Origin of the sequence: Bradyrhizobium sp. S3.2.6 (assembly GCF_040546885.1) — a bacterium.
GTDB classification, from domain to species: domain Bacteria; phylum Pseudomonadota; class Alphaproteobacteria; order Rhizobiales; family Xanthobacteraceae; genus Bradyrhizobium; species Bradyrhizobium cytisi.
In genome coordinates, this window is sequence record NZ_JBEPOS010000017.1 from 18628 (window position 1) to 41740 (window position 23113).

The 23113-nt window shown below is 61.8% G+C and carries 24 protein-coding genes; 14 read left to right on the top strand and 10 right to left on the bottom strand.

The window, feature by feature from the left end:
- Positions 1 to 12: 12 nt before the first annotated feature.
- Positions 13 to 534 carry a cupin domain-containing protein gene (locus ABID58_RS25710; protein ID WP_354035521.1) on the bottom strand — a complete coding sequence of 174 codons (522 nt, stop codon included), beginning with the start codon at positions 532 to 534 and terminating at the stop codon, positions 13 to 15.
- A 211-nt stretch (positions 535 to 745) separates the two neighbouring features.
- Positions 746 to 1936 carry a glutamine-hydrolyzing carbamoyl-phosphate synthase small subunit gene (gene carA, locus ABID58_RS25715; protein ID WP_354035522.1) on the bottom strand — a complete coding sequence of 397 codons (1191 nt, stop codon included), beginning with the start codon at positions 1934 to 1936 and terminating at the stop codon, positions 746 to 748.
- 224 nt (positions 1937 to 2160) lie between these two features.
- Here carA and ABID58_RS25720 point away from each other — a divergent pair, with 224 nt between their 5' ends.
- Together ABID58_RS25720 and ABID58_RS25725 are read left to right on the top strand one after the other, a co-directional pair.
- The gene (locus ABID58_RS25720) at positions 2161 to 2616 is read left to right on the top strand and encodes a GatB/YqeY domain-containing protein (RefSeq protein ID WP_354035524.1); all 456 of its coding nucleotides are present in this window, start codon (positions 2161 to 2163) and stop codon (positions 2614 to 2616) included.
- Positions 2617 to 2732: 116 nt separating this feature from the next.
- On the top strand, positions 2733 to 3872 hold the full coding sequence (locus ABID58_RS25725; RefSeq protein WP_354035526.1) for an epoxide hydrolase family protein: 1140 nt from the start codon (positions 2733 to 2735) through the stop codon (positions 3870 to 3872).
- A 93-nt stretch (positions 3873 to 3965) separates the two neighbouring features.
- Here ABID58_RS25725 and ABID58_RS25730 read toward each other — a convergent pair whose 3' ends face one another.
- From ABID58_RS25730 to ABID58_RS25740, 3 genes are read right to left on the bottom strand one after another with little or no spacing between them, the layout of a single operon-like run.
- Positions 3966 to 4478, bottom strand: a complete 513-nt coding sequence (locus ABID58_RS25730) for an SRPBCC family protein (protein ID WP_354035528.1) — start codon at positions 4476 to 4478, stop codon at positions 3966 to 3968.
- On the bottom strand, positions 4475 to 4945 hold the full coding sequence (locus tag ABID58_RS25735; RefSeq protein ID WP_354035530.1) for an SRPBCC family protein: 471 nt from the start codon (positions 4943 to 4945) through the stop codon (positions 4475 to 4477). The genes ABID58_RS25730 and ABID58_RS25735 overlap by 4 nt, the downstream gene beginning before the upstream one ends.
- Complete coding sequence (locus ABID58_RS25740) at positions 4938 to 5252, bottom strand: ArsR/SmtB family transcription factor (RefSeq protein WP_354035531.1); 315 nt, start codon at positions 5250 to 5252, stop codon at positions 4938 to 4940. Before ABID58_RS25740 ends, ABID58_RS25735 begins: the two co-directional genes overlap by 8 nt.
- Before the next feature lie 147 nt (positions 5253 to 5399).
- Here ABID58_RS25740 and ABID58_RS25745 point away from each other — a divergent pair, with 147 nt between their 5' ends.
- The 4 genes from ABID58_RS25745 (at position 5400) to ABID58_RS25760 (ending at position 9120) form a co-directional block, all read left to right on the top strand.
- Positions 5400 to 6845, top strand: coding sequence for an LVIVD repeat-containing protein (locus ABID58_RS25745; protein ID WP_354035533.1), 1446 nt, complete (start codon positions 5400 to 5402; stop codon positions 6843 to 6845).
- A 2-nt stretch (positions 6846 to 6847) separates the two neighbouring features.
- A complete protein-coding gene (locus ABID58_RS25750; RefSeq protein WP_354035534.1) occupies positions 6848 to 7396 on the top strand; it encodes a hypothetical protein in 549 nt (182 codons plus the stop codon).
- Positions 7397 to 7446: 50 nt separating this feature from the next.
- Positions 7447 to 8064 (top strand): LysE family translocator, encoded by a 618-nt coding sequence (locus tag ABID58_RS25755; protein ID WP_354035689.1) that lies wholly within the window; start codon positions 7447 to 7449, stop codon positions 8062 to 8064.
- A gap of 75 nt (positions 8065 to 8139) precedes the next feature.
- Positions 8140 to 9120 carry a DUF3592 domain-containing protein gene (locus ABID58_RS25760; protein ID WP_354035536.1) on the top strand — a complete coding sequence of 327 codons (981 nt, stop codon included), beginning with the start codon at positions 8140 to 8142 and terminating at the stop codon, positions 9118 to 9120.
- On the opposite strand, the gene ABID58_RS25765 is transcribed toward ABID58_RS25760, so the two are convergent.
- On the bottom strand, positions 9117 to 9923 hold the full coding sequence (locus ABID58_RS25765; RefSeq protein WP_354035537.1) for an N-formylglutamate amidohydrolase: 807 nt from the start codon (positions 9921 to 9923) through the stop codon (positions 9117 to 9119). The two genes, ABID58_RS25760 and ABID58_RS25765, sit on opposite strands and share 4 nt — an antisense overlap.
- A 92-nt stretch (positions 9924 to 10015) precedes the next feature.
- On the opposite strand from ABID58_RS25765, the gene ABID58_RS25770 reads away from it, so the two are divergent.
- Together ABID58_RS25770 and ABID58_RS25775 are read left to right on the top strand one after the other, a co-directional pair.
- A complete protein-coding gene (locus ABID58_RS25770; RefSeq protein ID WP_354035538.1) occupies positions 10016 to 10927 on the top strand; it encodes a transglutaminase family protein in 912 nt (303 codons plus the stop codon).
- A 127-nt stretch (positions 10928 to 11054) separates the two neighbouring features.
- Positions 11055 to 11453, top strand: coding sequence for a gamma-glutamylcyclotransferase family protein (locus tag ABID58_RS25775; RefSeq protein ID WP_354035539.1), 399 nt, complete (start codon positions 11055 to 11057; stop codon positions 11451 to 11453).
- On the opposite strand, the gene ABID58_RS25780 is transcribed toward ABID58_RS25775, so the two are convergent.
- The 3 genes from ABID58_RS25780 to ABID58_RS25790 all read right to left on the bottom strand — a co-directional run bounded on the left by ABID58_RS25780 (position 11450) and on the right by ABID58_RS25790 (position 12667).
- Entirely contained in the window at positions 11450 to 12013 is a 564-nt protein-coding gene (locus ABID58_RS25780) for a chlorite dismutase family protein (RefSeq protein ID WP_354035540.1), read from the bottom strand. The two genes, ABID58_RS25775 and ABID58_RS25780, sit on opposite strands and share 4 nt — an antisense overlap.
- A 71-nt stretch (positions 12014 to 12084) precedes the next feature.
- Positions 12085 to 12273, bottom strand: coding sequence for a BrnA antitoxin family protein (locus ABID58_RS25785; protein WP_354035541.1), 189 nt, complete (start codon positions 12271 to 12273; stop codon positions 12085 to 12087).
- Between the two features lie 67 nt (positions 12274 to 12340).
- Positions 12341 to 12667: a BrnT family toxin gene (locus tag ABID58_RS25790; RefSeq protein ID WP_354035542.1), complete on the bottom strand. Its 327-nt coding sequence runs from the start codon at positions 12665 to 12667 to the stop codon at positions 12341 to 12343.
- 331 nt (positions 12668 to 12998) lie between these two features.
- Between ABID58_RS25790 and dnaG the strand changes: the two genes are divergently transcribed.
- The 5 genes from dnaG to ABID58_RS25815 all read left to right on the top strand — a co-directional run bounded on the left by dnaG (position 12999) and on the right by ABID58_RS25815 (position 20990).
- Entirely contained in the window at positions 12999 to 15053 is a 2055-nt protein-coding gene (gene dnaG, locus ABID58_RS25795) for a DNA primase (RefSeq protein WP_354035691.1), read from the top strand.
- A gap of 373 nt (positions 15054 to 15426) precedes the next feature.
- A complete protein-coding gene (rpoD, locus tag ABID58_RS25800; protein ID WP_148751576.1) occupies positions 15427 to 17562 on the top strand; it encodes an RNA polymerase sigma factor RpoD in 2136 nt (711 codons plus the stop codon).
- 410 nt (positions 17563 to 17972) lie between these two features.
- Positions 17973 to 18557, top strand: coding sequence for an ABC-three component system protein (locus ABID58_RS25805; RefSeq protein ID WP_354035543.1), 585 nt, complete (start codon positions 17973 to 17975; stop codon positions 18555 to 18557).
- On the top strand, positions 18554 to 19069 hold the full coding sequence (locus tag ABID58_RS25810) for an ABC-three component system middle component 5 (RefSeq protein ID WP_354035544.1): 516 nt from the start codon (positions 18554 to 18556) through the stop codon (positions 19067 to 19069). Before ABID58_RS25805 ends, ABID58_RS25810 begins: the two co-directional genes overlap by 4 nt.
- Positions 19056 to 20990, top strand: coding sequence for an AAA family ATPase (locus ABID58_RS25815; protein ID WP_354035545.1), 1935 nt, complete (start codon positions 19056 to 19058; stop codon positions 20988 to 20990). Before ABID58_RS25810 ends, ABID58_RS25815 begins: the two co-directional genes overlap by 14 nt.
- Before the next feature lie 191 nt (positions 20991 to 21181).
- On the opposite strand, the gene ABID58_RS25820 is transcribed toward ABID58_RS25815, so the two are convergent.
- The gene (locus ABID58_RS25820) at positions 21182 to 21418 is read right to left on the bottom strand and encodes a hypothetical protein (protein ID WP_027534326.1); all 237 of its coding nucleotides are present in this window, start codon (positions 21416 to 21418) and stop codon (positions 21182 to 21184) included.
- A 777-nt stretch (positions 21419 to 22195) separates the two neighbouring features.
- Between ABID58_RS25820 and ABID58_RS25825 the strand changes: the two genes are divergently transcribed.
- Positions 22196 to 23002, top strand: coding sequence for a lytic murein transglycosylase (locus tag ABID58_RS25825; RefSeq protein ID WP_354035546.1), 807 nt, complete (start codon positions 22196 to 22198; stop codon positions 23000 to 23002).
- The last annotated feature ends 111 nt before the right edge of the window (positions 23003 to 23113 follow it).

Genomic DNA, 23113 nt, shown 5'->3' on the forward strand with positions numbered 1-23113 from the left:
CCATTGTTGTGGCTACCGCCACAGCCGCATCAATGCGCCGTGCTTGCCCGTCACGGGATCGGCCGGCGGCTGCGCGACGTTTGGAATCGTCTTCAGCGCCTTAGCGTGATTCTCCGGCGTGGCCCGCGTGACCTCCATCTGTGAGCCCGGCGGATAGGCGCCGATCACGCAGAAATCACCGCTCGCGTTGATGCACTGATGTCCGGTGCCGGCCGGCAGGATCGCGACATCGCCGGCCTTGATATCGAGCTCCTGGCCGTGATCGCCACCGAAGCGAACGCGGGCATGGCCGCGCGCGACACCGAGCACCTCATGCACCGTCGCGTGGTAGTGCAGGTAATCGTAGACGCCGTTGCGCCACGTGCCGCCCCAATCGTTGGTTTCGAACAGGTTTTCGATGGTCTCCTCGGGGCGCTTCGGATCGAGCGTCACCGCGCCCTGGTAGACCAGGAACGGGAGGATGTTGTTCGGCACCAGCCCGTCATCCTCGAACACGATGGCGAGCGGTTCGGCAGAGTCGCGGACGACGGACATGGCAGGGCTCCTGCTACACGAAGGTGCCGTGACAACATTGAAGCGGGAGGAGGCGTTCCTCCAAAGGTCTCGTGTCCCGGACGCGATGCAGCGCGAAGCGGTGCGTCGCAGAGCCGGGACCCAAAGTGCCGAGATTATGGGCCCCGGTTCAGCAGTGCATCACGCCGCCGAGAGCGGCGCGCTGCACTGCGCCCGGGGCACGAGAGCGCGCCTATGCGCTCTTCTTCTGCCGCATCAGATCGGCAAAGCGCTGGAAGAGGTAGTGCGAGTCGCGCGGACCCGGCGAAGCCTCGGGATGGTACTGCACCGAGAACACCGGCCTGCCGTCGAGCTGGATGCCGCAATTGGATCCGTCGAACAGCGAGATGTGGGTCTGCGTTGCACCCTTCGGCAGCGTGTTCTCGTCCACCGCAAAACCGTGGTTCATCGAGGTGATCTCGACCTTGCCGGTGGTCTCGTCCTTCACGGGATGATTGGCGCCGTGATGGCCCTGATGCATCTTCCTGGTCTTCGCGCCGACGGCGAGGCCGAGCATCTGGTGGCCGAGGCAGATTCCGAAGGTCGGCGTGCCCGACTTGATCACGTCCTGGATCACAGGCACGGCGTATTTGCCGGTCGCGGCCGGATCACCCGGACCATTCGACAGGAACACGCCGTCCGGCTTCATCGCCAGAATGTCTTCAGATGAAGTCGTTGCCGGCACCACCGTCACCTGGCAGCCGACGCCGGCGAGCAGGCGCAAAATGTTGCGTTTGATGCCGTAGTCGATGGCGACGACGTTGAACTCGGGCTTGTCCTGGCGGCCAAAACCCTTGTCCCACAGCCAGGGCGTCTCGTCCCAGGTGAAGCGCTGGCCGGAGGTGACCATCGGCACGAGGTCCATGCCCTCGAGGCCGGGCCATTCGCGCGCTTCTTCCTTCAGCCCATGCAGATCGAACTCGCCGTTCCTGGCATGTGCGATCACGGCGTTAGGCATGCCCTTCGAGCGGATCAGCGCAGTCAACGCGCGGGTGTCGATGCCGGAAAGGCCGATGATGCCGCGCGCCTTCAGCCACTGGTCGAGATGCTTGGTGGCGCGGTAATTCGAGGGGTCGGTGATCGCGGTGCGCAGGATCACGCCGCGCGCGCCGGGCGTCGCGGCCATGTTCACCGTCTCGATGTCTTCCTCGTTGGTACCGACGTTGCCGATATGCGGGAAGGTGAAGGTGATGAGCTGGCCGGCATAGGAGGGATCGGTGAGGATCTCTTCATAGCCGGTCATCGCGGTGTTGAAGCAGACCTCACCGACGGCGTGGCCTTCGGCGCCGAGACCAAAGCCTTCGAGCACCGTGCCATCGGCGAGCACAAGGAGCGCGGTCGGTTTATGGTCCGGCCAGGCGGTATCGTTTTCATGTTGTGTCATGAGCCCGCTTCATAAGCCCCCCGCGCGCGCCCGTCAAAGCGGGAAACGGCGGATTCACATGCGTTTTTGCATATTTGACAGGTCCCCTCAGGTACTCAAAGCTGGAACGGGTAATTTTTGCGCAGTTTCGGCAGCCGGTTCGGGAACAATGAACCGTGGGCCGGTATGGCCTCTTTCCCGCAAACGGCCTAGATCAGGCGCAACGGATTGAAGGGATCACGATCATGCTGCGCGACGATATCAACAATGCGGTCAAGGAGGCCATGAGGGCCAAGGACGAGCGCAAGCTCTCCACGCTGCGCATGGTCAACTCGACCATCAAGAACGCCGACATCGAGGCGCGCGGGCACGGCAAGCCGCCGCTGTCGGATGCCGACCTGCTCGGCGTCTTCCAGAAGATGATCAAGCAGCGCCAGGAATCGGTCGAGCTCTACGACAAGGGCGGTCGCGCCGAGCTCGCCGCACAGGAGCGCGAGGAGATCGCGGTGATCTCGGCCTACTTGCCGAAGCAGATGTCGGACGACGAGGTGAAGAAGGCGATCTCGGACGCCATCACCGAGACCGGTGCCGCCAGCATGAAGGACATGGGCAAGGTGATCGCGGCGTTGCGGGCGAAGTACGCCGGGCAAATGGATTTCGGCAAGGCCAGCGGCCTGGTGAAGGCGGCGCTGACGGGCTGAGACCGTCATTCCGGGGCGCGCGTAAGCGCGAGCCCGGAATCCATCGGGCCGCCGATTCCGTTGATCAGTGGATTCCGGGCTCGCGCCAAGAGGCGCGCCGACAAGGGAGGCAACCGATGACCGCCGCGATCAAGCCGTTCCGCATCGCCATCAGTGACGACATCCTCGCCGACCTCAAATCACGCCTCGCACGCACGCGCTGGCCGGAGGCGGAGCTGGTCGATGACTGGAGCCAGGGCGCGCCGCTGAAATGGATCCGGGAGATCTGCGCCTATTGGGCTGACGGCTACGACTGGCGCGCGCGTGAAGCAAAACTCAACCGCTTCGATCAGTTCACCACCGAGATCGACGGGCTCGACATCCACTTCCTGCATGTGCGCTCCAAGGAGCCGTCCGCGCTGCCGCTGATCATCACCCATGGCTGGCCCGGCTCGATCGTCGAATTCCATAAGGTGATCGCGCCGTTGGTCGATCCGGTCGCGCATGGCGGCAATCCTGCCGATGCATTTCACGTGATCTGCCCGTCGCTGCCGGGCTTTGGCTTCTCGGGCAAGCCGACCGCCACCGGCTGGGGTGTCGACCGCATCGCCGCGACCTGGGCCAAATTGATGGACCGGTTGGGTTACGCGCGTTACGGCGCGCAAGGCGGCGACTGGGGCTCGGCGGTCACGACCTCGCTCGGCGGGCAGGACGCGGAGCATTGCGCCGGCATCCACATCACGCTCGCCTTCAACGCGGCGCCGAAGGTCGAGGGCGAGCCGACGGCGGAAGAGAAGCGTGCGCTTGCGGGGCTCAAGCACTATGTCGATCTCGATTCCGGCTATTCCAAGCAGCAATCGACGCGACCGCAGACGCTCGGCTACGGCCTGACGGACTCGCCGAGCGGGCAGGCGGCCTGGATCCTGGAAAAATTCTGGGCCTGGACTGATTGCGACGGCCACCCCGAAAACATTTTTGACAAGGACGAGCTGCTCGACAACGTCATGCTCTATTGGACGACCGAGACGGCGACGTCGTCCGCACGGCTCTATTGGGAGAGCTTTGGCAAGCGCCGGACGACGCCCAAAGTGACCGTGCCGACCGGTGTGGCGGTGTTTCCCAAGGAGATCATCACGCCGGTGCGGCGTTGGATGGAGCCGAACTTTCCAGACATCACGCATTGGAGCGAGATGGAGAAGGGCGGGCATTTCGCTGCGTTCGAGCAGCCGGAGCTGTTCGTGCGCGATGTCAGAAAATTCTTTGCGACGGTGCGCTGAGCCATGCTGACCCCCGCGAAGGCGGGGGCCCATATCCCCAGGGAGAAGTTGTCACGCTCGACTGGCAAACCGCGAGTCGTCGCCAAACATCTCCTACGGCGTCTTGATCCCCATCGCCTTCAACGCATCCAGCATCCGTTGCGGCGGCCCCATCTTGACCACGAGCGGCGTGCCGGTCTCGAGCATGCTCTTGAGGCTGGACAGGATCGCGGGCCAGCCCGAGCGGCCACCAGCAAGAATGTCGTCGCTGAGCGGCCGATCATGGCCCTCGCTCATGGTGAGCCGCACCGCGTCACCGACCTCTTCGATGTCGTAGGTGACGAGGGTTGGCCCGAGCTTCTCGATCAGATCGGGCCAGTTCACGTTGAACGTGACCGAGAGTTTTCTCGGCGGGTCATATGCGAGCACCTCGCCGCTGATGTGCAGGGCGCCGTCGGGCGTGCGCACGATGAACGCCCCGCCGAGCCGCGGCTCGACCTCCACGGCATTGCCGAAGAAATACTGCCGGCTGAACTCGGCCGAGGTCAGCGCCTCCCACACCTTCTCCGGCGTGGAGGCGATGTAGATGGTATAGACCGTCAGCGGCTTGAACTGATCGAGATTCATTTTGCATCGAATCCCTTGTTGAGCGCCGCGCGCGTGACGTTGAGCAGCTTGCCGGTCTCCAGCAGGGTCTTGAGCTGGGACAGGATCGCGGGCCAGCCGCTGGAGACAGCACCGAGATATTTGCCGCCCTCGATGAAGCCGTCATGCAGCACCGTCAGCCGCGTGACTGAATCGAAGGGCTCGAGCGTAAAGAGCACTCGCGTAACTGGTTCGCCGCGCAGCTCTTCGAACTTCTGGTGCTTGAAGCTGTAGGACAGGCGCCGCGGCGCATCGGCCTCCAAAATCTCGCCGGAATCGGTGATTTCGCCGTCCAGCAGAAGCGCGAAAGGCGAGCCGACCTTCCAGTCCGACCGTACCTCGGCGCCGAACCAGTATTGCCTGGTGAACTCGCTCGACGTCAGCGCCTTCCACAACTTCTCCGGCGTGGTTTCGATATAGGTCACGTAGACGAATTGCGGCTTACTCATCGCGTTTCTCCAACTGACGTTTCAACTCGCTGAGCGCGGCGAGCTTGCCGCGCTCGAATTTCCTGATCCAGCGTTCGCCGATCTGATGGATCGGCACCGGGTTGAGATAGTGCAGCTTCTCGCGGCCATGCCTGATGGTCGTGACCAGGTTGGCTTCTTCCAGAATGACAAGGTGCTTTGTCACGGCCTGACGCGTCATCGCGAGGCCTTCGCAAAGCTCGTTCAAGGTCTGGCCGTTCCTGGCGTGAAGCCCGTCCAGCAGCGACCGTCGTGACGCATCGGCGAGCGCTTTGAAGACCTCATCCATGGCGACAATAATAGGCAACCAAATGGTTGCATGTCAAGAGCTCCGTCATTCCGGGGCGACGCGTCAGCGATGGTGTCTTTGGCGTCCGCAATTGGCTGTGCTAGCCTTGAATCCCAGCCAGCGCAGATTGGTTCCGGGAGGACTTTGATGTTCCGTTGCGTCTTGACTGCTGCCGCCCTCGTCCTTTTCGCCGGCAGCACGTTTGTTCACGCCCAGAAGCAGACCATCGGTGCGCCGCCCGAGGCGTCCAACATGAAGCTGGTGGGCGCCAATGATTTGCAGGCACGCAGCGCCTATCAGCCGACCATCCATCACCAGGGCGACCGCTGGATCGCCTATATCGGACACCACGGCGGCACTGACGACGTGCCGGCGCCCGTCAATCCGATGACGGGCCAGGCGGAGCCGAACGGCACCTCGATCGTCGATGTCACCGATCCCGCGCATCCCAAATATCTCAGGCATTTGCCTGGGCAGGAGGGCAAGTATGAATCCGGCGGCGCGCAGATGGTGCGGGTCTGCGACGGCAAGAGCTTGCCGAAGGGAGATCCGAACGCGGTCTACATGCTGCGCACCTTCGGCAGCGAGGCGCATGAGATTTGGAACGTTGCCGATCCCGCCAATCCCGCGCTGATCACGCGCATCGGCGGCTTGAAGGACACGCACAAGAGCTGGTGGGAATGCGACACCGGCATTGCCTATCTCGTCTCGGGCGCGCCGGACTGGCGCACACGGCGCATGACGCAGATCTATGATCTCTCTGATCCCGCCCATCCACAAAAAATCCGCGACTTCGGCCTGCCCGGCCAGGAGCCCGGATCGAGCGGCGCGGTGCCGACCGAGCTGCATGGGCCGATCTCGACCGGGCCGAATGGCAACCGCGTCTATTTCGGTTACGGCACCAACAAGGGCGGCATTTTGCAGATCGTCGATCGCGAGAAGCTTCTGAACGGGCCGAAGGAGCCGACGCCGGACAATCTGCGCCTTCCCGAGATCTCGCGGCTGCCGATGTCGGCGTTCAACGGCGCGCACACCACGTTTCCGATGCTCGACATGCCGGTTGCGGAATTCGCCGAGGACAAGGACGGCAAGACCCGCGACATCGTCATGATCGTCGACGAGGCGATTTTGAACGAATGCGGCGAGGCGCGTCAGATGGTGTGGTTCGCCGACGTCACCACCGAAACGCGGCCGATGATGATCTCGAGCTACACCGTGCCGGAGGCGAGCGGGCAGTTCTGCCAGCGCGGTGGCCGCTTCGGCTCGCATTCCTCGAACGAGAGCATGGCGCCGGTCTACTACAAGAAGATGGCCTTCATCGCCTTCTTCAATGCCGGCGTGCGCGCGCTCGACATCCGCGATCCCTATCATCCCAGGGAAGTCGGTTATTTCATTCCTGCGATCACGCAGGCGACCGACAAGCGCTGCATTCCGGTCGAAGGCGGCGAGCGCTGCAAGGTCGCGATCCAGACCAACAATGTCGAGACTGACGACCGCGGCTACATCTACATCGTCGACCGCGCCAACACTGGCCTGCACATTCTCGAGCTGACCGGGCCGGCACGCGCCGTCGCCGGCCTGCCGAAGAACTGACGATGCGGCGCGCGGCGACGATCGCGCTTGCCCTTGCCGCACTCGGGGTCGTGTCCGGCGTCGGGGTATATCGGCTTGCGCCGCAGCCTGCACCGACATCGGCGCATTGGCGCGAGCTCGCCTGGCCGTTCCCGCGCGACGGCTGGCCTGCGGGCCGTGCGTTTCGCTGCGAGGGCGCTGGCTGCGACGGCGCCGAGCTCTATATCCGCGCCAAGCGCGGCTTCTGCAATTGCGATAGCGGCGTCGCCGATGACGACGAGGTCGATCGTGTTGCCGATATCGATCTGATCTCTCCGCGCTTTACCGCGACCGGGCCGGGCGAGGTGGTGCATGTCGGCGAGATGCGCGGTCGTGCGCGGCGCTATGATCTCGCGAGATATGACGGTACGAGCCACGCCGCGGTCGGCGTCGCCGTCTCGCGGCGCTGCGATCTCTTCGTTGCGGCGGCGCAGGGGCGGGGCGACGCCAACGCGATGCAGCATGCGGCGCTCGCATTGCTGGAGACGCAGGAGATGAAAGCGTGGCTGGTCGCGGCGCTGGACGGAAACTAAGTGCCATGCATTAATACAAGCAAACGCCCCCAGCTTGAGTCTTCATCATGATGTCCATGCAAGCCTATCTCGCCTTCATCGCTGCCTGCATCGCGCTCGCGTTGCTGCCGGGCCCGATCGTCACCCTCGTCATTGCCAACGGCCTGCGCCACGGCACGCGCGCGGCGCTGACCAACATTCTCGGCGTGCAGGTGGGGCTGCTGATCGTGATCGGCATACTTGCGGTGGGCCTCACCACGCTCATGGCGACGATGGGCTATTGGTTCAACTGGGTGCGCTTTGCGGGCGCGGCCTATCTGGTCTGGCTCGGCATCAAGCTGATCCGCTCTCCGGTTGAGGGCGTCGACACCGACGCGCCGCCGCCACCCCCTCGCGGTGGCTTCCTTTTACAGGGCTTTGTCGTGGCGTTGTCGAACCCGAAGCTGCTGGTGTTCTTCGGGGCGTTCATTCCGCAATTCATGGACATGAGCAAGGATCACCTGTCGCAGGTCCTGGTGCTCGGAATCACCTTCATGGTGCTTGCCGGCTTGACGGACGGAATCTACGCGCTGCTCGCCGGACAGGTCCGCGGCTTTTTCTCGGCGCGCCGCACCCGCATGGTGTCCCGCGTGTCCGGCGGCTTCATGATCGGCGGCGGCATCTGGCTGGCGTTGATCAGGGCCAAATGAGCTGACAACCCGGTTGAACCTTCGTCGGCGGCGATGCGTCCAAGGAAGCATTGCCGCTGACGAAGGATTTTTGCCGTGCCGAATTTGCCTCCGCTGGTTTACGCGATGCTGCTCGCGCCGCTCGCGCTGATCCTGATGGCCGCCATCGTGAAGACTTGGCAGGCGCGCGAGGCGAGGAGCTGGCCGCAGGTGTCAGGCAAGGTCGTCACGTCAGTTGCCGAGGTGCGCGAGGTCAGGGTGTCCGACGACGAGCGTGAGGACGGCTACCGCATGGAGAGCCGCAACTTCGCCAATGTGACCTACGAATATTCGGTGAGCGGCCGGAAACTGAGCTGCAACCGCATCTCGATCGGAGAGGACCTCGGCAATTTCCAGGTCGCCGAGAAGCTCGCGAAATATCCGGCCGGCAGCATCGTCACGGTCTACTACAATCCGCGCCATCCCGATCAGGCGGTGCTGGAGCGCGACCTGCCCAAGGGCCTGTGGGGCTGTCTCGGCATCGGCTCGGCCATCGTCGTCGCCATCATCTTAGGCTCGGCGTTTGGCCTCAACCAGAGCTATGCCTGGCTCGCGCGTCACATCGGCCGGCCCGACCTTGCGGGGATGGTCGTGGGCTTCGGCGCGTTCGGCCTCGTCATCGCTCTGATGGGCTGGGCGGTGCGGCGGCAGGCCGCGGTGGCGACGCGTTGGCCAGTGGTGCCGGGCACCGTCAAGCTGTCGGAGATGGAGGAATATCACGAGGCGAGCGAGCCGGGCGAAAGCCGTGGCGTCGAGATGTTCGGCAAACGCGTCACCTATACCTACAGCTACCAGAATGTCCGCTACACCAATGAATGCGCGCGGGTCGCGGCCGGCACGCCACAGGCCTCCACCAAGTTGCTGGAGAAGCTGATGTCGCGCTATCAGGACGGCGCGACTGTGGAGGTCCACGTCAATCCCGACAACCCCGCCGAGGCCACGCTGGACGTTCGCGGCGGCGGTCGCTTCGCCTATGTGCTGTGGGGCATCGCCGCGATCTTTGCTGCGCTCGCGCTCTTCGTCGCGACGCGCGGCTAGTCGACAAACAGCTCCGGCTTCAACTCCATCTCGATCTCCGCAAAGATCCTTGCCAGCCGCTCCGCCCATTGCTGCTGGCCGGGTTGATCCGCGATCAGATCCTGGCGGATCTCGATGCCGGTGTTGACGAGGCCGCGGGCCTCGCCGTGGACGGGAATGGTGTAATCGCTTAGATCGCTCACCGCATAGGGCTCATTATCGCCGACGACGAGATCGCCCTCTGCGCGCAGATGTTTCAACAGCAGCTTCGGCAGCACGGTGTCACGATTGTAGAGCGCCCCAATGTGCCAGGGCCGCGCGACGCCGGCATAAACAGGCGTGAAGCTGTGCAGCGACACCAGCACGGTGGGCCGCTTTGCGTGTATCCGGCTGTTGATCACCGTGTCGATGCGATGATGATAGGGCTCGAAGATCTCGCGCCGCCGTGCCGCGCGCTCGCTGTCCGGAATGCCCTCGTTGCGCGGGATCGCCGTCGCCTCCGATATCACGGGGATCGAGCTCGCCAGGCCCGGCGGCCGGTTGCAGTCAATCACGAGACGCGAATATCGCTGTGCGACAAGATGGGCATCCAGCATCTCCGCCATCCGCTCGGCAACGCCGGCAATGCCGATGTCCCAGGCGATGTGCCTGACAAGCTCGCTTTCCGAGACCCCGAGATCGCCGAGCGAGCGCGGCAGGATGCGGCCGTAATGGTCCGATGTGAGCAGGAAGGGTGATGTGCCAGCTGCATTCACCTCATGCACTGGCGGAATATCGCCTTCGCCAAGGAGTTGATCCGTTGCCTCGGCTGTGTCTAAAGCCATCCTGATTGCCTATGGAAAAAGCAGTCGCCCCGGAAATTGGGCAACGAATCGCTATAGATGGGTCTGCCCAAAATCACCATGATCTCCCGACGATGCCGCTGCTGACGATTCATCACAAGACCGAATATCGCTACAATCGTCCGGTGGCCTTCGGTGAGCACAGGTTCATGCTGCGTCCAAGCGACGGCCATGATCTGCGCGTGCTCGCCTCCAGGCTCGAAATCTCGCCGGAGCCGCTGTCGCTGCGCTGGATCCACGACGTGTTCGGCAATTCGGTCGCGATCGCTGATTTCGACGAGCGCGCGGACCGTCTGATCTTCGACTGGCACGTCACCGTCGAGCACACCCCGGCCGAGGAATTCGCGCTGACGCCGGACGATCCCGCTTACTTCTATCCCTTCGTATACGATAACGCGGAATTGCCCGATCTCGTCCAGTACATGACGCCGCAATATCCCGATCCCGACGGCAAGATCGCGGCATGGGCGCGCGGCTTTCTCGACGATGACGCGCCGTCGCCGACCTTCAAGATCTTGAGCCGCATCACGCACGCCATCCGCAAGCAGTTCAAATACCGCAGGCGTCACGAGCCCGGCACGCAAGCCCCGTTCGATACGTTGCAGTGGGGCACCGGCACCTGCCGCGACTATGCGCTGTTCATGATCGAGGCGCTGCGCCGGCTCGGCATCGCCGCGCGGTTCGTCTCCGGCTACATCTTCGTGCCCGAAGACATCGCGCATCACCATGTTGGCGGCGGCTCGACCCATGCCTGGGTGCAGGTCTATCTGCCGAGCGCAGGCTGGATCGAGTTCGATCCGACCAACGGCATCGTCGGTACCCGCGACCTCATCCGTGTCGCGGTCGCCCGCGACCCGCGCCAGGCGATCCCGCTGCACGGCATCTATATCGGCACCCAGGACGCCTTCGACGTCATGGACGTCAGCATCAAGGTGGTCTCGGACGAGCAACGCAGCGGCGCGGAGCTGGCAGCGGAGGTCTTGTAAATACAGCTGTCTCCTTCGTCATTGCGAGCGAAGCGAAGCAATCCAGGGTCTTTCCAACGGCGATAGTCTGGATTGCTTCGTCGCAAGAGCTTCTCGCAATGACAGCGTGGAGAGTTTATAGAGCCCCATGACCTCCGATCGTCTCTTCGTCTACGGCACCCTGATGCGCGGCTTCGACCACCCGATGGCGCGGCTGCTGGCGCAGCATGCGGATTTTCTGGGCGAAGCGAGCTGCCGCGGCCGGCTCGTGCTGGTGAAGCATTACCCGGGATTGCTGCTGTCCGACGCGCCGTCCGACCTTGCGCACGGTGAGCTTTTTCAACTGCGCGCAGGCGACGAGCTCCTGCGCGAGCTCGACATGTACGAGGCCTGTGGCGAGGGCTTTCCGGAGCCGACGGAATATTTGCGCCAGCTGATCGACGTGACCGGCGCGGACGGCACGACTGCGCCGGCCTGGACCTACATCTACAATTGGCCGGTGACGGACCTGCCCCGCATCGAGTCCGGTCGTTTTCTCGACCACTAGGCCGACAGCACTTCCTTTACCAAGCGGATGTCGACCTCGCGCTCGACATAGGTCCATTCTTCGGTCCGCCTGAGCATGCCGACCAGCTCCTCGAACAGCGAAGCGTGGGTGGGCGCGAACTCGAACCAGGTCAGGAAATCGAAGGGCTCGCCGAGGTCGCGGCAGTGATACAGCTGGCGCGCGATCGCGGGCAGAAAACGAAGACTGCTCGCGATGTGGTGCGATATGTCTTCAAAGATCTTGCGCCGCTCTTCCTGCGTCAGCTCCCACCAGGCCTGCGATTTGCGGATCGGGATCAGCGCCGCGCTGGTTGCCTCCGGTCGGCCGAGGCCGGCCTGCATGCTCACGAGCTGCTGCTTCTCGGCGCGCTCGGTGTAGCGCAGGCTGCTCGGCACACCAACGAGGCGCCAGGCATTGCGCGAGGGCACCAGCGGCAACGAGACGGCGTCGCTGTCGTTGACCGACAGCGCCGGCATGAAGGGCAGGGGCTCGCCCGTCACCGGTAACATCGAGGTCACGCGCCAGCCCCCGCTCTGGCCACCCCGAAAGGTCCTGAACATGGCCTATGGAAGCGTGGAACCGGGCTGGGTTCAAGGGCTCCGTCACCAGCATTCGGAGGTTTTGCCCCGGATCAAGCCCGCTTCTTCGGCTTCGACTTCTGCTGCATGTAGGAGCGCAGCACCGCATTCATGCGCCGCTGATAGCCCTCGCCCTCGCGCTTGAAGAAATCGAGCACATCCTCGTCGAGCCGGATGGAGATTGCTTTCTTCTTCGGCGGCATCACCAGCACGGCATCCGACCAGTCGATATCGATCGGCACCGCATCGGGGTCGTTGGCGACAGCCTCGGCGATGTCTTCGTCGGTCAGCGCGTCGACGCGAGCCCAGTCAGTCTTCCCCTTCCTCGGGGAGTCCCTTGAAACGATTGTAGTATTTCTGCCGTTCGTCTTCCCGCGCACGCCGGACCGAGATGAACCGGCAGACCGTCCCGCGGATCGCACAGGCGACCGCGACTTCCCGCCCGTCGATGTAACCGAAGATTTGGTACCTGACTTCGTCATTGCGATCCGACCGGCGGATGAAGGTATGGCCGTCGAGAATTCCGCGCGCGTCTTGGAAGTCGATGCCGTGAATGCGCAGGTTTGTCGCGCGCTTCTTTGGATCCCATTCGAAGTCGCGAACGCTCGCGAACAGCAACTGCAAATCTTCCGTCATGGCAAATTGTCCAAATGACACCGCATTTTGCCGCGCATGAGGTTTGCTATGACGTCTGAAGCCGTAGCCGCGACTTCATCGTGTGCGTGTATATACAAACGTAATCGTTGTATGTCAACAATCCCGGTCCCGCCGGGAAAGGTCGAAACTGATTGCTCCATGGGCGGGTAGTCTAGGAACCCCGGGTAGGGATTTCGTTTCGCGAGAGATTTCCCGCCCTGTGCATAGGTCGAATAACCCGCATAACCCTGACAAACCTGACTTCTGGGCTGGCCGCACCTATATCCCTGATCCTTCGCCCGACTCACTCTGGATTGCGCTACACATGGCCGTGCGCTTCACGCCCCAATTCCTCGACGAGCTTCGTGCCCGGCTTTCGGTCTCCGAGGTCGTGGGCAAGCGCGTCAAGCTGAAGAAGGCGGGGCGGGAGTGGAAGGGGCTGTCGCCGTTCCAGCAAGAAAAGACGCCGTCCTTCTACGTCAACGACCAGAAGGGCTTTTATCACGACTTCTCCTCCGGCAAGCACGGCGACATCATCAACTTCGTGATGGAGACCGACGGCCTGCCGTTTGCCGAAGCCGTCGAGCGGCTCGCAAGCCAGGCCGGCCTGCCGCTGCCGGCGGTCACGCCGGATGCCGCCCGGCACGAGCAGCGGCGGCGCACGCTGCATGACGTGATGGAGCTTGCCGCGAAATTCTTCGCGGAGACGCTGGCCTCGCGCGTCGGCGCGAAAGCGCGCGGCTATCTCGCCGATCGTGCGATCTCGCCGGCGACGCAATTGCAGTTTCGGCTGGGCTATGCGCCGCCGCCGCCCGAGCGTTTCGCGCTGAAAGAGCATCTCGGCAAGCTCGGCGTGTCCGTCGAGGACATGATCGAGACCGGGCTGCTCGTGGCCGGCAACGACATTCCCGTGCCCTACGATCGCTTCCGTGATCGCGTGATGTTTCCGATCACCGATTTGCGCGGCCGCGTCATCGCCTTCGGCGGACGCGCGCTGGAGAAGGACGTTCCGGCCAAGTACCTGAACTCGCCGGAGACGCCGCTCTTCCACAAGGGCGACAATCTCTACAATCACCAGACCGCGCGCAAGGCCACCCACGACGGCAGCGCACTGATCGTGGTCGAGGGCTATGTCGACGTCATCGCCATGGTCACGGCGGGTTTCCCAGGCGCCGTCGCGCCGCTCGGAACTGCGCTGACCGAAAACCAGCTCGCGCTGCTCTGGAAGATGGCGGACGAGCCGATCCTCTGCTTCGATGGCGACCGCGCCGGACAGAAGGCGGCCTATCGCGCCGCCGACCTCGCACTGCCATTTCTTGCGCCGGGCAAGAGCCTCCGCTTTGCGCTGCTGCCGGAAGGGCAGGACCCCGACGATCTCGCGCGCTCCGGCGGCCGTGGCGCCATCGAGGAAGTCATCGCGGCGGCGCGTCCGCTTGCCGACATGATCTGGTCGCGCGAGCTCGAAGGCGGCAATTTTGCCACGCCCGAGCGCCGTGCGGCGCTGGAAGCGCGCATCAAGGAATTGTCTAACGGCATCCGTGATGAGGTGGTCCGGCGTTACTACCGCAACGAGTTCGTCGAGCGGCTCCAGCGGACGTTTGCACCCGACGGCGGGCGCGGCGGCTTTGCTGGCAGGGGCAATTTCCGCCAGGGCGGCGGTGGCCGCTCGTTCCAGCCCCGCGGCGGCGGGCAGGCGAATCGATTCGGTGGCCAGGGATTCGGCCAAGGGTTTGGGCAAGGATCTGGCCAAGGATTTGGCGGAGGCCGCCGCGGCCCGGCCGGCCCGGTCCCGCTCCCCTCCGGCCCCTACCAGGCGGCGAGCCCCCAGCTGGCGGCGAGCCCGATCATGCGGGGGCAGCGTAGCGCCATCTCCCGCCGCGAGGCCCTGATCCTGCAAAGCCTGATCAACCACCCTTGGCTGCTGCATGAGCACCTCGAGGAAGTCGCGGCCCTGGAGTTCGCCCACCCCGAGGCCCACAAGCTCAGGGCCGGCATCATTGCTGCTTTCGCCAACGATCATCATCACTCGCCGGACCCCGGCGAGCAGGCCGAGAAGATGCGGGCCGACATCGAGAAGGGTGGATTTGCGCAGCTTCTTCAACGAGTTGAGGGTGGCATCACCACCGCGGCGGTGTGGGGCGCCCGCGAGGGCGCGGCCCGCGACGACGTTCTTGCCACCTGGCACCAGCTCGTTGCCTTGCATCGGCAGTACCATTCACTACTTAGAGAGCTGAAAGACGCCGAGCTGGCCTTGGGGGACGATCCCAGCGAGGCCAATATGGCGTGGCTGCGTGACGTCAAGGCCCGGCTGGCCGCGGTCGACGGCACCGAGGCCCTGATTGAGGGTTTTGGCGAGCTGTCGGGCCGGTTCCAGAAGAGCGTGTGATGAAAGAATCATGCGGACGGCCGCGCTAGGCACCGCTAAAAGACTCGCCAAATCCAAGGTTTGGCGGCAAAAACAGGGTTAATCGAGGCTTAACGGTCTTGTAGCACTTTGGCCCCCAGGCGGCCGCAGGCAGAACAGACGCGTCAGGAATGAATCCGCGCAATAGCTGTTGGCACTTCACCTGCATCCGCTGCGACAAAGAGGCTCACGAAGCGTTAGGCAAATCCGGCGAGAGAAAGGTCGGGGTGGCGAGAAATGTGCGCGCCGCCCTTTCCGTGTCGAGATCTGACGAAGCGAGAGCGTCGAGCAACAGGTTCAAGTGATTTCACGCGGGCGCGCGCACGCCTGCATGAAACGCGTTTAGGAGCAATGGATGGCCACCAAGGCAAAGACGCTGCAGGCGAAGGATAAGGAAAAGGACGACAAGGCAGCGGACGCGCCGGAGAAGGACTCCCAGGACGCGCCGTCTCCGTTGCTCGATCTGTCCGACGCGGCAGTGAAGAAGATGATCAAGCAGGCCAAGAAGCGCGGCTTCGTGACCTTCGATCAGCTCAATGAAGTTTTGCCGTCCGACCAGACCTCGCCCGAGCAGATCGAGGACATCATGTCCATGCTCTCGGACATGGGCATCAACGTCACCGAAGCCGACGACAGCGAAGGCGAGGAAGAAAAGGACGAGGGCGGCGAGGACGAGACCGACAACGAACTCGTCGAGGTCACGCAGAAGGCCGTCACCGAGGTCAAGAAGAGCGAGCCGGGCGAGCGCACCGACGATCCCGTGCGCATGTATCTGCGCGAGATGGGCACCGTCGAGCTGCTCTCCCGCGAAGGCGAAATCGCGATCGCCAAGCGCATCGAGGCCGGCCGCGAGGCGATGATCGCGGGCCTCTGCGAAAGCCCGCTGACCTTCCAGGCCATCATCATCTGGCGCGACGAGCTCAACGAAGGAAAGATCTTCCTTCGCGACATCATCGATCTCGAGGCGACCTATGCCGGGCCCGATGCCAAGGCCGGCATGAACACTGCGATGATCGCCGGTCCCAACGGCGAAGCGCCGGCCGAAGGTGACCAGCCCGTCGCTGCCGTGGGTGCGCCCGCGCATGTCGCGCCGCCCGCCGCTCCCCCGGCGCCGACCCCGTTCCGCGCCGCGCCAGCCGGCGGCAATGCCGGCGAGGCCGAGAAGGATCCTGCGGAGTCCGCCGCCGAAGCCGACATGGACGAGGACGACGAGTTCGAGAACCAGATGTCGCTTGCGGCGATCGAGGCCGAGCTCAAGCCGAAGGTGGTCGAGATCTTCGACAAGATCGCCGACAGCTACAAGAAGCTGCGCAAGCTTCAGGAACAGGACATCCAGAACCAGCTCCAGAACGAGTCGCTCTCGCCGCACCAGGAGCGCAAGTACAAGAAGCTGAAGGACGAGATCATCGTCGAGGTGAAGTCGCTGCGCCTGAACCAGGCCCGTATCGATTCACTGGTCGAGCAGCTCTACGACATCAACAAGCGCCTCGTCTCGCATGAGGGCCGCCTGATGCGCCTCGCCGACAGCCACGGCGTCGCGCGCGAGGACTTCCTGCGCAACTACACCGGCTCGGAGCTCGATCCGCGCTGGCTCAACCGCGTCTCGAAGCTTTCGGCCAAGGGCTGGAAGAATTTCGTCCATCACGAGAAGGACCGCATCAAGGACCTCCGCCATGAGGTGCATCAGCTCGCGGCGCTGACCGGACTCGAGATCGTCGAGTTCCGCAAGATCGTGCACTCCGTGCAGAAGGGCGAGCGCGAAGCCCGCCAGGCCAAGAAGGAGATGGTGGAAGCCAACCTCCGTCTCGTGATCTCGATCGCCAAGAAGTACACCAACCGCGGCCTGCAATTCCTCGACCTGATCCAGGAAGGCAACATCGGCCTGATGAAGGCCGTCGACAAGTTCGAATACCGCCGCGGCTACAAGTTCTCGACCTACGCCACATGGTGGATCCGGCAGGCGATCACCCGCTCGATCGCCGACCAGGCGCGCACCATCCGCATCCCCGTGCACATGATCGAGACGATCAACAAGATCGTGCGCACGAGCCGCCAGATGCTCAACGAGATCGGCCGCGAGCCGACCCCGGAAGAGCTCGCCGAAAAGCTCGGCATGCCCTTGGAGAAGGTCCGCAAGGTCCTCAAGATCGCCAAGGAGCCGCTCTCGCTCGAAACGCCGGTCGGTGACGAAGAGGATTCACATCTCGGCGATTTCATCGAGGACAAGAACGCGATCCTCCCCATCGACGCCGCGATCCAGTCGAACCTGCGCGAGACCACCACGCGCGTGCTCGCCTCGCTCACCCCGCGCGAAGAGCGCGTGCTGCGCATGCGCTTCGGCATCGGCATGAACACCGACCACACGCTGGAAGAAGTCGGCCAGCAGTTCAGCGTGACGAGAGAGCGTATTCGTCAGATCGAGGCGAAGGCGCTGCGGAAGCTGAAGCATCCGTCAAGGTCAAGGAAGCTGCGGAGCTTCTTGGATAACTAAGCTTGGGTGGCTGCTCGGCCTCGGTCCGGGTAGCATTCGATCAAAGCGGCGGGCTGAGGCCCGCCGCTTTCGTTTATCGGCTCGGCTGGTCTCGACGTCTTTCTAAGACGAAAGTGTCGGTGCACCCATCCAACGCAGCTTTTCAAAAGCCTTGAACTTGCAACCCTCTGTTGTAGGGTGAGTTATTGAACAAAAAGAATCTAAGGGGGCAAGATGCACGATTGGATGCCGCAATTGTTAAGCTTTGGTGCTGGCTTGTTCAGCGGAGCGACCATTGGTTCGCTCGTGACGATCAAGATCGTCCGATCCTCCTCTGTCCAACGAAATCGGACCGTCCGTCAATCTGGCATTACGGCTGGTCGCGATAACATTGGCGGCGACCGAACAAATAGCGATTGATGCCGTCGCAGATGTTTGGCGACACCACTACTCAAAGCAACGTTACTGCAGGTCGTGACAACGCCGGCGGCGACATCAATAACACGAATTCAAACAACCAGATTTTCAACGTCAGCTTTGGTGATGAGAAGTCGCCGATTGCGGCGTGGATGGCGCTCTTGGTAGAAGAGATAAAGCACAATCAGCAAGCTAGCGACTTCATTGATACCCTTCAGATGTATCACGAGAAGCATAGCCATGATGGTGTCGACGGCCTAGAGGCGAAGCTTCATCATTCAGGGAGGCAGTCGGAAGTCTCCCTTGCGCTTCGCAAGAAGGAGCTGTTTAGGCGACTTCTTGCGAAGTATTCAATGTTTGAATCTGCGCAACAGATTTTTGCGTATTTGCTCTCAAAGTTGGAGCAAGATTTTCGTTCCTATGTTCTTCCAAACCTCGCTAACCGTTCGGGCGGGGAGATCGATGAGTTGTTCGGTCAGTATGTAGTTGGTCCCTGCGCAACCGAAATAAAATCCGGTGTTTTCTGTCTGAACGCCGCAATCGCTGCAGGTATGGTGTATTGGCTGGCTGAGCAGTGCTACGTTCGGTGGCATGCATGATTCATCTTTCATATCATCCTGCCTTTGATGCGTTTCATGCGATCTTCCGTTTTTTGCGTCTAACAATCCGAATTGGAATCTCGGAGATCGAGATCGATAAGCTCCGGATACTCGACTACTACCTCCTCTTTCCCTGGAGAGCGTCTGCGATTCGCTTGGCGCAGAAAGATCTAGAGGTACGGCGAATTGCCAAACGATTGGAGGAGCATCAGGATTATGCAACACTACCAACTGGCGACGCGCTCTTGGAGCGAATGCGACCGTCACAAACTGCGGCTTTGCAAACTATGGCTCGTGAAGGGATCGTAGATCCGATGCTCCTGCGAGATGGCGTCGTAAAGTTTAATGCCTTTGCGCTTCCTGCAGAGCTTATGAAGCGAGTTGCCGAGAAGAGTCTAGAAGAGCCAGACACGATGAAGATCATCGATGTTTTGAGCGCTTACCCATTGCTGGGCTCTGATGGTTTGAAGGGGCGCACGTCCTTGTTAGAGCACCGCTATGACAAAGTTTAAACCGATCCTTGAAGTCCAGCGACTTCGCATCGAGAGACTCGGAAACAAGGCATATGATGAGGTCTTTCATCAGGGTGTGAACATCATCCGCGGGGATAATTCATCCGGAAAATCGACCATTCTAAACTTCCTCTACTACAGCATAGGAGGAGACGTCAGCGATTGGAGTGACACCGCACTTCTCTGCACGCGAGTGCTGGTACAGGTTTCTCTGAATGGGAATGTGGCGACTCTTGCTCGCGAAATCGCAGCAAAATCGGGGCAGCCGATGGATGTCTTCGGGGGACATATGAACGACGCGCTTGCAGCTCCTACAGCTGCTTGGGCAAGGTATCCGTACCGGAGATCAGAATCTCGTGAGAGCTTTTCTCAGATCTTGTTTAGATTGCTTGACATACCCGAGGCCAGCAACGAGGCGAGTGGGAATGTAACTGTTCACCAAATGCTTAGGCTGATGTATGCGGACCAGCTTAGCCCAATAGGTACGCTGTTCAAGTTTGAACAATTCGATCCACCCTTATTGCGCGACACAGTGGGCCGGCTTGTATTTGGCGCCTACGAGAACGCGCTCTATGCAAACGAACTCCGCCTGCGTCTACTCGAGAAGCAGTTTACGAGTGTGAGTTCTGAGCTTGACGCAATTTCAAAGTTGGTGGGCGAAACTGAGCAAATTCTCACCCCTTCGTGGATAGAGGCAGAATACAGGCGTATTCAACAAGAGCGCTCGGCGATAGAGCGTCAAATTGCTGAAGCAGAAAGAGCAATATACGAGTCTGGGCTCGCAGGGCCGCTGTCGTTGGAGGCGCAGCGGCAGGCGTATGGAGCGGTTCAGAAACTTCAGGTCGAGATGGGTCGAGTGACCGCCGCGATTGATGCAAGTAAGTTCGAGATTGCCGATGCGGGGAAGTTTATCTCGGATCTAGAATCAAAGCTTGGGGCTTTGAATGACTCCTCGGCGACATCGGACGCGTTCGGAGCAATCACGTTTCAGTATTGCCCAGCATGTTACTCAGCAATTGAAGCAGACCATCCTGAGCACGCGTGTCACCTTTGCAAGACCCCCTTCGACAGCGAGCGTGCGCGCTCGCGATTGATTTCATTGATAAATGATACGTCCAGGCAATTGAGGCAGTCGCGTACCTTGCAGAAGGATCGAACGGAAGAATTCACTCGGCTTAACGAGCAGCTAGTCGAGCTAAACTCCCGCTGGCGGGGGGCTTCGGATATACTTGAGCGCTCAACGCAAGCTCCATCTTCCGAGGCGCTTCAAAGGCTCAGAACTCTCCAGCGTTCTGCCGGATACGCAGATCGGGAATTGGAGGACATTCAGAACAAGGCAAAATTGTCTGCCGCGCTTGAGAAACTCATCGAGCGGAAGGCGGAGCTAAATGCTGAAATGAGCCGCCTCGCTGATCGCAATGAGGCACTGAAGCTTGCGCTCGGCAAGCGGCTCAGCGTCGCGTATACGGCGGTCGAGAACGAAATTCTTTCCCTCCTTCACGGTGATCTGCCGCGGGAGCAGGCGTTCGTTGAGGCAACTTCAGTCCAGTTTGACTTCGCTGCTAATAAGCTTGGTGTAAACAACCAGTCTTATTTTTCCGCCAGTTCGCGCGTAATCCTAAGAAACAGCTTTTTTGTTGGTCTGTTCGGCGCTGCTACCAAAGATCCATCGTTTAGACATCTTCGGCTTTGTATTTTGGACTCGATCGAGGATAAGGGAATGCAGCCTGATCGGAGCCACAACTTCCAGAGAATGTTAGTGGCGGTCTCTCAAGCCGCACTCTGTGAACATCAAGCGATTTTCGCGACGTCCATGATTGCTCCGGAGCTCGAGATTCCTAACTTAACGATAGGTCACTATTCTACTCGTGAGCGCCCGACTTTGGACATTAGGACGTCAGATGAGTCCCGCGTGCAATAAGCTTCAATAATAAGCGGAGTTTTCATCGGCCCTAATTGGGTTGGTGTGAAGCAGTCGCTGAAAGCGGTATTCAATAACGGCTGTCCGCAATGCCCGTCCATTTATTCTCGGTCGGGTTGCTCCGAAAGGTGGCGGGCCGAAAGCCCGCCGTTTTTGTTTGCGCTGTCGCTTCGTGCGCTCGCGCGCGGCGCCTACTTCTTCTTCGCCCCGACCCGATCGAGACTCTTGATCTCGAGCGGCGGGCGGCCGGATTTTTCGGCGATCTCGCGGTCCTGCTCCATGATGAAGGCGCGGGCGGGCTCATCGCCATCGAGGCCGCCGAGCAGCTCCGAGGGCACGCGCCGGTTGGAGCGTTGGGAGCCGTCTTCGTAGAAGACGTTGAAAAAGGCGAATTCGCCTTTGGGATTGGTTCCGGGTTTTTTGGCCATGGCGGGCTTTTCGTCGATCAGGGCGCCGCAGTCAAATGACTTTGACGGCCGCCGGCATCAATCCAGCAGCTTTCTGTGCAATCGCTTGGCGATCTGTTTGCCCGACCGGGGCGCCAGGCGTCCCGTAAGGTCCGATGCGACCTTCACCTCAATAAACGGCGGGCCGATAAGCCCGCCGCTTATTGTTGGTCTTCAGCGTCGCCCGGGGCTGGCGGGGCAACAACCTGAGATAGAACGTTATAGCTTGCGCCCTGCGATGGCAAGATAAATTGTCGTCGCGCTGATGTCGCAGCAAGCGCATCGGATATGCGGCTGATGGCATCACGGGTTCCTGCAGTTTCGAAAAGCGCATGCGTGGATCCCCAAAGTAGTTTGTTCATCTCACCGCGCTATCGCAACGCAGCGAGCTCGCGCGCGGTGGCCGGGATTGAGCTGCAGGGGCCTGCGACCATGCGCAGTGGGATGTCCGTGCTGTCGGGCATGATGGTGGATCGCACTGCGTTCTCCGGACGCGGCGCGGGAAAGGGCCGAGGTCTGGAGTCTGCGATGCTGGCACCATACCCCTGTTTTGCCCGACGGGTCAACTCAGATTCGGAAAAATCGTAGACGATCGGTGCTCTGCTCCTACTGTGCATGGGGTTGTTTTTCGATTTTTGTTTCGGCGCAGTTGATCGCGGGCACCGATATGATCGGGTCCGCGTCCGCTTTGACGCGAATCCAGTTCCCGGGCATGATCGCCCGCCGCTTTCCGCGCATGGCTTCTAAGGATTTTCCCGCATGTTGAGATACGCTCTTGCCGTCGCATCCATCGTTTGTCTGGCGGGCGGGCCGGCCGAGGCCGCGCGTTGTGGTGGCGACTTCAACAGCTTTGTCGCCGGCATGACGGCGGAAGCGCAAGGAGCCGGCGTCTCGGCGGGCGTGACCAGCGCGGCGTTTGGCGGCATCACCCAGGATGGTGCCGTGCTCGCCTTCGACCGGCGCCAGCGCTACACCTTCAACAAGAGCTTCGAGCAGTATGTTTCGACCCGCGTCGGCCCTGGCCGCATCAATGGCGGCCGCGCGCTGCTGCAGCGTCATGCCGCGCTGCTCTCGCGTATCGAGCAGCAGTTCGGTGTGCCCCGGCAGATCCTGGTCGCGATCTGGGGGCTGGAGAGCGATTTCGGCAAGGGCGACATGGGCAAGCTGCCGGTGATCCGCACGCTTGCAACGCTCGCGCATGATTGCCGACGCACCGAGCTGTTCCAGGGGGAGCTGCTCGCAGCCCTCAAGATCGTGCAGCGCGGCGACCTGCCGCTGCGCGACCTCATCGGCGCCTATGCCGGCGAGATCGGCCAGACCCAGTTCCTGCCGTCGTCCTACATCAAGTACGGCGTCGATTTCGACGGCGACGGCCACGTCGACCTCCGCCACAGCGTCGCCGACGTGCTCGCCTCGACCGCGAACCTGCTGCACACCAGCGGCTTCAAGATGGGCCAGCCCTATGACGAAGGCTCGGCCAATTTCGACGCGATGCGTGAGTGGAACAGGGCGGTGATCTACCGCAAGACGATCGGGTACTTTGCGGACCGGCTGGTCGGGCAGTAGGGCGGGCACGCTGCTAACCATCGTCATTGCGAGCGCAGCGAAGCAATCCAGAATCCCTCCGCGGAGACAGTCTGGATTGCTTCGCTCCGCTCGCAATGACGAGCTTGTGGC

What these genes read in the sequence shown, in the direction of transcription:
- ABID58_RS25710 (WP_354035521.1), bottom strand. Translation starts at nt 534, where the DNA reads ATGTCCGTCGTCCGCGACTCTGCCGAACCGCTCGCCATCGTGTTCGAG.
- carA (WP_354035522.1), bottom strand. Translation starts at nt 1,936, where the DNA reads ATGACACAACATGAAAACGATACCGCCTGGCCGGACCATAAACCGACC.
- ABID58_RS25720 (WP_354035524.1), top strand. Translation starts at nt 2,161, where the DNA reads ATGCTGCGCGACGATATCAACAATGCGGTCAAGGAGGCCATGAGGGCC.
- ABID58_RS25725 (WP_354035526.1), top strand. Translation starts at nt 2,733, where the DNA reads ATGACCGCCGCGATCAAGCCGTTCCGCATCGCCATCAGTGACGACATC.
- ABID58_RS25730 (WP_354035528.1), bottom strand. Translation starts at nt 4,478, where the DNA reads ATGAATCTCGATCAGTTCAAGCCGCTGACGGTCTATACCATCTACATC.
- ABID58_RS25735 (WP_354035530.1), bottom strand. Translation starts at nt 4,945, where the DNA reads ATGAGTAAGCCGCAATTCGTCTACGTGACCTATATCGAAACCACGCCG.
- ABID58_RS25740 (WP_354035531.1), bottom strand. Translation starts at nt 5,252, where the DNA reads ATGGATGAGGTCTTCAAAGCGCTCGCCGATGCGTCACGACGGTCGCTG.
- ABID58_RS25745 (WP_354035533.1), top strand. Translation starts at nt 5,400, where the DNA reads ATGTTCCGTTGCGTCTTGACTGCTGCCGCCCTCGTCCTTTTCGCCGGC.
- ABID58_RS25750 (WP_354035534.1), top strand. Translation starts at nt 6,848, where the DNA reads ATGCGGCGCGCGGCGACGATCGCGCTTGCCCTTGCCGCACTCGGGGTC.
- ABID58_RS25755 (WP_354035689.1), top strand. Translation starts at nt 7,447, where the DNA reads ATGTCCATGCAAGCCTATCTCGCCTTCATCGCTGCCTGCATCGCGCTC.
- ABID58_RS25765 (WP_354035537.1), bottom strand. Translation starts at nt 9,923, where the DNA reads ATGGCTTTAGACACAGCCGAGGCAACGGATCAACTCCTTGGCGAAGGC.
- ABID58_RS25770 (WP_354035538.1), top strand. Translation starts at nt 10,016, where the DNA reads ATGCCGCTGCTGACGATTCATCACAAGACCGAATATCGCTACAATCGT.
- ABID58_RS25775 (WP_354035539.1), top strand. Translation starts at nt 11,055, where the DNA reads ATGACCTCCGATCGTCTCTTCGTCTACGGCACCCTGATGCGCGGCTTC.
- ABID58_RS25780 (WP_354035540.1), bottom strand. Translation starts at nt 12,013, where the DNA reads ATGTTCAGGACCTTTCGGGGTGGCCAGAGCGGGGGCTGGCGCGTGACC.
- ABID58_RS25790 (WP_354035542.1), bottom strand. Translation starts at nt 12,667, where the DNA reads ATGACGGAAGATTTGCAGTTGCTGTTCGCGAGCGTTCGCGACTTCGAA.
- rpoD (WP_148751576.1), top strand. Translation starts at nt 15,427, where the DNA reads ATGGCCACCAAGGCAAAGACGCTGCAGGCGAAGGATAAGGAAAAGGAC.
- ABID58_RS25805 (WP_354035543.1), top strand. Translation starts at nt 17,973, where the DNA reads ATGTTTGGCGACACCACTACTCAAAGCAACGTTACTGCAGGTCGTGAC.
- ABID58_RS25810 (WP_354035544.1), top strand. Translation starts at nt 18,554, where the DNA reads ATGATTCATCTTTCATATCATCCTGCCTTTGATGCGTTTCATGCGATC.
- ABID58_RS25815 (WP_354035545.1), top strand. Translation starts at nt 19,056, where the DNA reads ATGACAAAGTTTAAACCGATCCTTGAAGTCCAGCGACTTCGCATCGAG.
- ABID58_RS25820 (WP_027534326.1), bottom strand. Translation starts at nt 21,418, where the DNA reads ATGGCCAAAAAACCCGGAACCAATCCCAAAGGCGAATTCGCCTTTTTC.
- ABID58_RS25825 (WP_354035546.1), top strand. Translation starts at nt 22,196, where the DNA reads ATGTTGAGATACGCTCTTGCCGTCGCATCCATCGTTTGTCTGGCGGGC.